This window comes from Mycobacterium sp. P4_H6 (genome assembly GCF_056400845.1).
Map to the genome: position 1 here is coordinate 1 of NZ_JBFUKN010000148.1, position 7,609 is coordinate 7,609.

A 7,609-nucleotide genomic window follows, 5' to 3' on the forward strand; every position below is an offset into this window, starting at 1 on the left:
CCGTCACGGTGGCCGAGGACGGCACCCCGTCGGTGACCGCCACCATCGACATCACCTCGGTCAACACCCGCAACGAGCAGCGCGACGCCCACCTGAAGGCGGCTGACTTCTTCGATGCCGAGCAGTTCCCGACGGCCTCCTTCGTGTCCACCGCGGTGCGCGCCGACGGTGACGACTACGTGCTCGACGGCGAGTTCACCCTCAAGGGTGTCACCAAGCCGGTCTCGCTGAAGCTGGAGTTCAACGGGGTCAACCCCGGCATGGGTCACGGCGAAGTTGCCGGCTTCGAGGCTTCGGTGGTGTTGAACCGCAAGGACTTCGGCATCGACATCGACATGCCGCTGGAGACCGGCGGCGCCGTGGTAGGCGACAAGGTCACCATCACCCTGGAGATCGAGGCCCTCAAGCAGGCCTGAGCTATAGCTTGGCGGYCAGCTCGGTGCCCTGTCGGATCGCCCGCTTGGCATCGAGCTCGGCCGCCACTGCCGCACCACCGATGACGTGCGCGGTGACCCCGCGCGAACGCAACTCGTCGTCGAGCCCGCGCACCGACTCCTGGCCCGCGCAGATGACGACATTGTCGACGGCCAGCAGGCGCGCACCGGTCCGGTCCGGCCCGAAGCTGATGTGCAGGCCGGCATCATCGATGCGCTCGTAGTTCACGCCGGAGAGCTGCTGCACGCCTTTGGCTTTCAGCGATGCCCGGTGTACCCAGCCCGAGGTCTTGCCGAGCCCGCGGCCCTGCGGGCCCTTGGTGCGCTGCAGCAGGAACACCTCACGCGCCGGCGGCAGCGGGATCGGCGTGGCCAGGGAGCCGCGGACCGAAGGCGCGTCCTGCGGGTCCAGTGCGCCCCATTCGGCCTGCCATTCCTTGCGATTCAGGGTGGGGGACTGGTCGGTGACCAGGAACTCGCTGACATCGAACCCGATACCGCCCGCGCCGATGACTGCCACCGAGTCGCCGACCGGCGCACCGGAAAGGACCTCGGCGTAGGACAGCACCTTCGAGTGCTCGATACCGGGAATGGCGGGCATTCGCGGTGTCACGCCGGTGGCGAGCACGACATCGTCGAAGCCGGCCAGATCGTCCACCGTGGCCCGGGTGCCGAGCCGCACCGAGACGCCGGCGACGTCGAGCATGCGCGTGTAATAGCGCACCGTCTCGTTGAACTCCTCTTTACCCGGAACCCTTCTGGCCAGGTCGAATTGGCCGCCGATGGTGGCGCCGGCCTCGAAGAGCGTGACGCGATGCCCGCGCTGGGCGGCGGCCACCGCGGCGGACAGCCCGGCCGGGCCGGCACCCACGACGGCCACCGATCGCGCGTGCCGGGTCGGGCCGAGCACCAATGTGGTCTCGTGTCCCGCGCGCGGATTGAGTAGGCAGGACACCGTTTTGTGCACGAACGCGTGGTCCAGGCAGGCCTGGTTGCAGGCGATGCAGGTGTTGATCTGATCGGCGGCATCCTCGGAGGCCTTGCGTACCCAGTCCGGGTCGCTCAGCAATGGCCGGGCCATCGAGATCAGCTGCACGTGGGTGTCGGTGAGGATCTGCTCGGCGGCCTCGGGCATGTTGATCCGGTTGGAGGCCACCACCGGAACGCCGACGTGTTCGGCGAGCGCGCTGCTGATATCGACGAAGGCGCTGTTGGGCACCGAGGTGACGATGGTGGGCACCCGCGCCTCGTGCCAGCCGATGCCGGTGTTGAGGATGGTGGCGCCGGCCTCCTCGATCTCGGTTGCCAGAGCGACGATCTCATCCCAGGTCTGGCCGTCCTCGACATAGTCGGCCAGCGATATCCGGTAGACGATGATGAAATCCGTCCCGACAGCCTCGCGGACCCGACGCACGATCTCGACGGGGAAGCGTCGCCGTTTCTCCGGTGTCCCGCCCCAGGCGTCCTTGCGCTTGTTGGTGCGCGGTGCCAGGAACTGGTTGAGCAGGTAGCCCTCGCTGCCCATGATCTCCACCCCGTCGTACCCGGCGGAGCGGGCCAGCAGCGCGGCGCGCACGAAATCGTCGATGGTGCCGTTCACATCGCGCAACGCGCGCGGCCGGAACGGGTTGATCGGCGCCTTGATCGAGGACGCACTGACCGAAAGTGGATGGTAGGCATAGCGTCCGGCGTGCAGGAGCTGCAGCGCGATCTTGCCGCCCTCGTCGTGCACGGCGGAGGTGATCCGCCGGTGCCGGCGCGCATCGGCCGCGGAGAGCATCTCGGCGGCGAACGGCAACAGCCAGCCGGTCCGGTTGGGGGCGTACCCGCCGGTGATGATGAGGCCGACGCCGCCGCGGGCGCGCTCGGCGAAATAGGCGGCCAGCTTGTCGGTATCGCGCGCGCGATCCTCCAGGCCGGTGTGCATCGAGCCCATGATCACCCGGTTGCGCAGGGTGGTGAAGCCGAGATCCAGCGGGGACAGCAGATTCGGGTAGTTCACAGGGCCTCCAAGATCTACAGGGCTTCCAGTACTTCGGAAAGCCATTCGATGGCGCCCTCTTCGGCGCGAATACCGCCGCGCAGCACCAGGTACTGATGCAGCTCGGAGCCGGTCAGGCCGGCGGGGTTCGGGAACTGCTCTTTCTCGAATCCGAGGTAGGCGTCCAGCAGCGCGGCTCGTTCGGCCAGCAATTCCTGGGCCTGCGCCCGGATGGCGGCGGTGTCGCCGTAGACGGCGGCGCGGATCTTGACGGCCAGGTCTCGGGTCCGGTTGTCGGCCGTCGAACCGGGAGTGGCGCTGCCTCTGCTCTTCAGGGGTTGGGCGATCCACCGGGCCAGCTCGGCGCGCCCGGCCGCGGTCACCGAGTACTCCTTCTTGTCCGGGCGGCCGTGCTGTTCGACCTCGCGGGCGCGCACCCAGTCGTCGTCCTCCATGGCGCGCAGCGTGCGGTAGATCTGCTGATGGGTGGCCGACCAGAAGTAGCCGATGGACCGGTCGAACCGGCGCGCCAGCTCGTAGCCCGAACTTGCCTGCTCGCACAGGGACACCAGGATGGCGTGCGGGAGTGCCATGACGGCAGCGTAAGCCGAACCGACGGTCCTATGCAACAAGTTGCAGTGCAGCGGAGTGCATAGCGCGCGGCTACTAGGCGTGGTGTATCTGCAACGGCTAGTATCAGCAACCACGCGTCACCCCTACGGGGCGGCGCGTGAAGTTAGGACACACTGAGACGCACGTCCAGTTACGGGCCATTCATACTGGCCCGTGCGGAAGCTCCCACGAGTCCCGACCCAGAACTGAAAACCCGACCAGCAGCCCACTGGACAGGAGAAACATCAGTGACGTACACGATTGCCGAACCCTGCGTCGACGTGAAAGACAAGGCATGCATCGAGGAATGCCCTGTCGATTGCATCTACGAAGGTGCACGCATGCTGTACATCCACCCGGATGAATGCGTCGACTGCGGCGCATGCGAGCCGGTGTGCCCGGTCGAGGCCATCTACTACGAAGATGATGTCCCCGACCAGTGGAGCAACTACACGCAGATCAACGCGGACTTCTTCAGCGAGCTGGGCTCTCCCGGCGGCGCGTCGAAGGTCGGCCAGACCGACAACGACCCGCAGGCCATCAAGGATCTCGAACCCAAGGGCGAGTGAACTCACGTAAATCGACGTCACTGCCGGTGTTCCCCTGGGACACCTTGGCCGACGTCACCACCACCGCGCGCGCTCATCCCGAGGGCATCGTCGACCTGTCGGTCGGCACCCCCGTCGATGACGTCGCCCCGGTGATACGTGAGGCGCTCGCGGACGTGAGCGCGACGCCGGGATACCCGACCACCGCGGGCACCCCCGAACTTCGCGCGTCGATCCACGCGGCGTTGCAACGCCGCTTCGGCATCACCGGTGTGGCCCCGGCCGCGGTGCTGCCGGTCATCGGCACCAAGGAGCTCATCGCCTGGCTGCCGACGCTGTTGGGTCTGGGATCCGAGGACACCGTGGTGATCCCGGAGTTGGCGTACCCCACCTACGACGTGGGCGCCCGGCTGGCCGGGGCTCAGGTGCTCGCCGCGGACTCACTGACCCAGATCGGCCCGCAGACACCGGCGCTGGTGTTCCTGAACTCGCCGAGTAATCCGTCGGGCAAGGTGCTCGGTCTGGACCACCTGCGCAAGGTCGTGGGGTGGGCCCGCGAACGGGGTGTGCTGATCGCCTCCGACGAGTGCTACCTCGGGCTGGCGTGGGACGCCCAGCCGCTGTCGGTGCTGCATCCGTCGGTGTGCGACGGCGACCACACCGGACTGCTGGCCATTCACTCGTTGTCCAAGACGTCCTCGCTGGCCGGCTACCGGGCCGGCTTCGTGGCGGGCGACCCCGCCGTGGTGGCCGAGCTGCTGGCGGTGCGCAAGCACGCCGGGATGATGGTGCCCGGGCCGATTCAGGCGGCCATGGTCGCGGCGCTGGACGATGACGACCACATCGCGGTGCAGCGCGAGCGTTACGCCAAGCGACGCGCCGTGTTGCTGCCCGCACTACGCGACGCAGGCTTCACCGTCGACCACTCCGAGGCGGGGCTGTATCTCTGGGCCACTCGAGGAGAGCCCTGCCGTGACACCCTCGGCTGGCTGGCCCAGCGTGGAATCCTGGTGGCGCCCGGCGAGTTCTACGGCCCGGCCGGCGCCCAGCATGTGCGGGTGGCGCTGACGGCCACCGATGAGCGCATCGACGCTGCGGCGGCCCGGCTTTAGATCTGCGCCGAGCGGCCACGTACCGCACATGACTCGGCAAAAAGCGTGTCTCAACTGGCCACTGGGCGGCTAGGGGAGCAGCAAACCGAATGCGTTGGTGCACAGGATCGGATCGCCATGGACACCACCGGTGGACCGGGCCCGCAGTCAACCGAACGGTGGACACTGTTCAGGCGTGCTGCCAGTTTTGCTGAGGCCGTTGACATCACGCGGCTGGACTGGTTAATTCTCGAAATGACCGTAATTCCGGTCAGCTCTGCCAACTTCGGTTCGATGAGGAGCCAGTTGCCRCCATGTCAGCCAGCGCACGCCAGATCGAGAATCTGCTGTACACCTACGCCGAGCGAATCGACGCCGGCGATCTGGCTGGCGTCGCCGACCTTTTCGCCCACGGCCGGATCTGCGGAGTCGAGGACGGTCCACCGGAGACGGTGTTCAGCGGAACCGAACGCGTCCGGCAGATGTACGACATGGCGACCAGGTTGTATGAGGACGGCACCCCGAAAACCAAGCATCTGACCAGCAATGCGCGCATCGAGGTCGACGAGGCGGCCGGGACCGCACAGAGTCGGTCCAACTACGTGGTCACGCAGGCGACACCGGATCTGCCGCTGCAGGTCATCGTGACCGGCCACTACCGCGACACCTTCCACCGACTCGACGGCCGCTGGTGGTTCGACACCCGGATCATGTTCGTCGATCAGGTGGGCGATGTCAGCCACCACCTGAAGTTCTGACCGCCGTGCCGCAAGGTTCACCGTTCGACGCGGCAGACCTCATGGCGGCTGCCCGGGGCAAGGAACGGCTCGACGATTGGGGACCGCTGGCGTTCGAGACGCCGCTTGCGGTGCTGGCCGACAGCTACGCCGAGGCGGGGCTGAACCAGATCGGGGAGTACATCCTGCGCGCGGGTCTGGTGCACGGCCTGCGGATGCGGTTGCGTGCCCAGGAATGGATCCGCCGATACCCCGAGATTCTCGAAGAGACGATCCTCGCCCCGATCGTGGTGGTCGGGATGATGCGCAGCGGAACCACCCTGCTGCAACGACTGCTGGCCGCCGACCCGCGCTTTCACTGCGCCTACGGCTGGGAGGTGGTGGAGGTCGCCCCGAAGCTCGACTACCGGTGGTCGACGCCCGAGGATCCCCGCATCCTGATCAGCGCGGCGCGGGAGGCGAAATCGCGTGAGCTGGCACCGGAACTCTTCGCGATCCACCCCATGTACGCCCGCGAGCCCGAAGAGGAGATCGTCTTTCTGTCGGACGCCTTCCTGTCGCATGTACCGGAATCGGGCGCCCATGTGCCTACCTACCGGTCCTGGATCGACGCGCAGGACTTCACCCCCGCGTACGACTACCTGTACCGGATGCTGCAGTTCCTGCAGTGGCAGAAGCGCAGGGATGGCAAGGTCGCGGACCGCTGGGTGTTGAAGACACCCGCGCACCTGGGCTACCTCGATGCGCTGCGCGCCCGGTTCCCCGATATGCATCTGGTGCACATGCACCGGGATCCGCGCGACACCATCCCTTCCGGTGCGAGCCTGAACGCCACCCTGCATGCCATGCACGCCGACCATGTCGATCCGGCGCGGGTCGGAGCCCAGTGGCTGGCGCGGATGGGCTGGACCAATGATCGCGCCATGGCGGTCCGGGACAGCTGGGTCGATGAAGGCGAGCGTGCCACCGACATCGAATTCAGCATCGCGGTATCCGATCCGGTAGGCCAGGTGTCCCGGGTGTACGACGCGATCGGTCTACCGCTGACCGCCGACGCCGAGCGCGCGATGCGGCGCTGGTTGGCCGAACGCCCCCGGGAGGCGGCGCGACCGCCGTATACGGCGGCCACCTTCGGACTCAGCGACGACCAGATCGATGAGCGGTTCGCGGCCTACAACAGTCGCTTCCGCGGCGCCGTCCCATCCACCCGAGGAGACTGAATGCCCGAGCACCCGGTGGCCACAGCGGCCCAACACGAACAGGAGCTCGCGGCGCTGGACCTGTTGGAGCATCCGACGGTGCAGGCTGCCTACCGCAGCGTCGCCGAGACCTGGCTCGGGCGGGCAAAGGCCTCAGATGCCATGCGGGCCCGCTTCGACGACGCATTCGCCGAAGTGATGTTCTCGGCGGCGGTGTGGTCGTCCAACCAGGACGCGCTGCGGCCGAAGGTCAGTTGCATCACCCGGCTGGCGCACCCCGTACAGGGCCGTGCGATACCCGGGTCACGTTGGGGCATCGACAATCCCGACAGCGTGTACCGGGTGATCCCCATCTCCGGCGACGAACRCTACGAGATCCACGGCCGCGTCGGGCAGAACCGGATGACGGAGAACTACTTCACGCTGTGGGACGCGAATATGGGCACCGTCGCCGTGCTCAACGGCCGGACCATGGACGTCGAATCCGACGGATCGTTCACCATCACCGTCGACTCCGATCCCGCGGACGGTCGACCCAACCACGTGCAGTCCACCCCTGAGGCGCACGAGTTCTACATCCGCGACGTCCTGCTGAACTGGGACCGCGACGACCCGAATCATCTTTCCGTGCAACGGCTCGGCGGCCCACCGTCACGACCGGCCCGCACACGCGACGAGCAGGCCGACGCCACCGCGGACATGATGGCCTACTTCGCCAACTTCACCGGCAAGCTCAGTCACGGCGTCTACAAGATGCCGCCCAACAACTTCAACCTCGCCTGGTCGGCCGACAAGGTCGGCGCGATGCGCAATCAGGTGTACGTCATGGGCCGCTTCGACCTCAGCCCCGGTGAGGCGTTCGTCGTCGACGTCGGTGACGGTGGCGCCGAGTACTTCACCGTTCCGCTGAGCAACATCTGGGGCACGACGCTCGACATCGTCGATCGCACCGGCAGCCTCAACAAGGCGCAGTCGACACCGAACGAGGACGGCTCCTATACCTACGT

8 protein-coding genes are annotated in these 7,609 nt (G+C 67.1%); 6 read left to right on the forward strand and 2 right to left on the reverse strand.

The features are described 5' to 3' along the window. The coding region (locus AC1DTF_RS31605) for a YceI family protein (protein ID WP_477476924.1) at positions 1–416 on the forward strand (416 nt) is incomplete at its 5' end. A 1-nt stretch (position 417) separates the two neighbouring features. Here AC1DTF_RS31605 and AC1DTF_RS31610 read toward each other — a convergent pair. Then, positions 418–2,436 (reverse strand): 2,4-dienoyl-CoA reductase FMN-binding domain-containing protein, encoded by a 2,019-nt coding sequence (locus AC1DTF_RS31610; protein ID WP_477476925.1) that lies wholly within the window; start codon positions 2,434–2,436, stop codon positions 418–420. Positions 2,437–2,450: 14 nt separating this feature from the next. Continuing rightward, on the reverse strand, positions 2,451–3,008 hold the full coding sequence (locus AC1DTF_RS31615) for a PadR family transcriptional regulator (RefSeq protein ID WP_477476926.1): 558 nt from the start codon (positions 3,006–3,008) through the stop codon (positions 2,451–2,453). A gap of 267 nt (positions 3,009–3,275) precedes the next feature. On the opposite strand from AC1DTF_RS31615, the gene fdxA reads away from it, so the two are divergent. The 5 genes from fdxA to AC1DTF_RS31640 all read left to right on the forward strand — a co-directional run. After that, positions 3,276–3,596 (forward strand): ferredoxin, encoded by a 321-nt coding sequence (gene fdxA / locus AC1DTF_RS31620; RefSeq protein WP_057165788.1) that lies wholly within the window; start codon positions 3,276–3,278, stop codon positions 3,594–3,596. After that, entirely contained in the window at positions 3,593–4,687 is a 1,095-nt protein-coding gene (gene dapC / locus AC1DTF_RS31625; RefSeq protein WP_477476927.1) for a succinyldiaminopimelate transaminase, read from the forward strand. Before fdxA ends, dapC begins: the two co-directional genes overlap by 4 nt. 293 nt (positions 4,688–4,980) lie before the next feature. After that, a complete protein-coding gene (locus AC1DTF_RS31630; protein WP_477476928.1) occupies positions 4,981–5,424 on the forward strand; it encodes a nuclear transport factor 2 family protein in 444 nt (147 codons plus the stop codon). A gap of 41 nt (positions 5,425–5,465) precedes the next feature. Continuing rightward, positions 5,466–6,623 (forward strand): sulfotransferase family protein, encoded by a 1,158-nt coding sequence (locus AC1DTF_RS31635; protein WP_477476929.1) that lies wholly within the window; start codon positions 5,466–5,468, stop codon positions 6,621–6,623. Continuing rightward, positions 6,624–7,609: hypothetical protein (locus AC1DTF_RS31640; protein WP_477476930.1), on the forward strand; the 986-nt coding region annotated here is incomplete at its 3' end. It lies immediately after the preceding gene.

Excerpts from the sequence above, each read along its gene's own strand:
- AC1DTF_RS31615 (WP_477476926.1), bottom strand. The coding sequence starts at position 3,008 with ATGGCACTCCCGCACGCCATCCTGGTGTCCCTGTGCGAGCAGGCAAGT.
- AC1DTF_RS31630 (WP_477476928.1), top strand. The coding sequence starts at position 4,981 with ATGTCAGCCAGCGCACGCCAGATCGAGAATCTGCTGTACACCTACGCC.
- AC1DTF_RS31635 (WP_477476929.1), top strand. The coding sequence starts at position 5,466 with ATGGCGGCTGCCCGGGGCAAGGAACGGCTCGACGATTGGGGACCGCTG.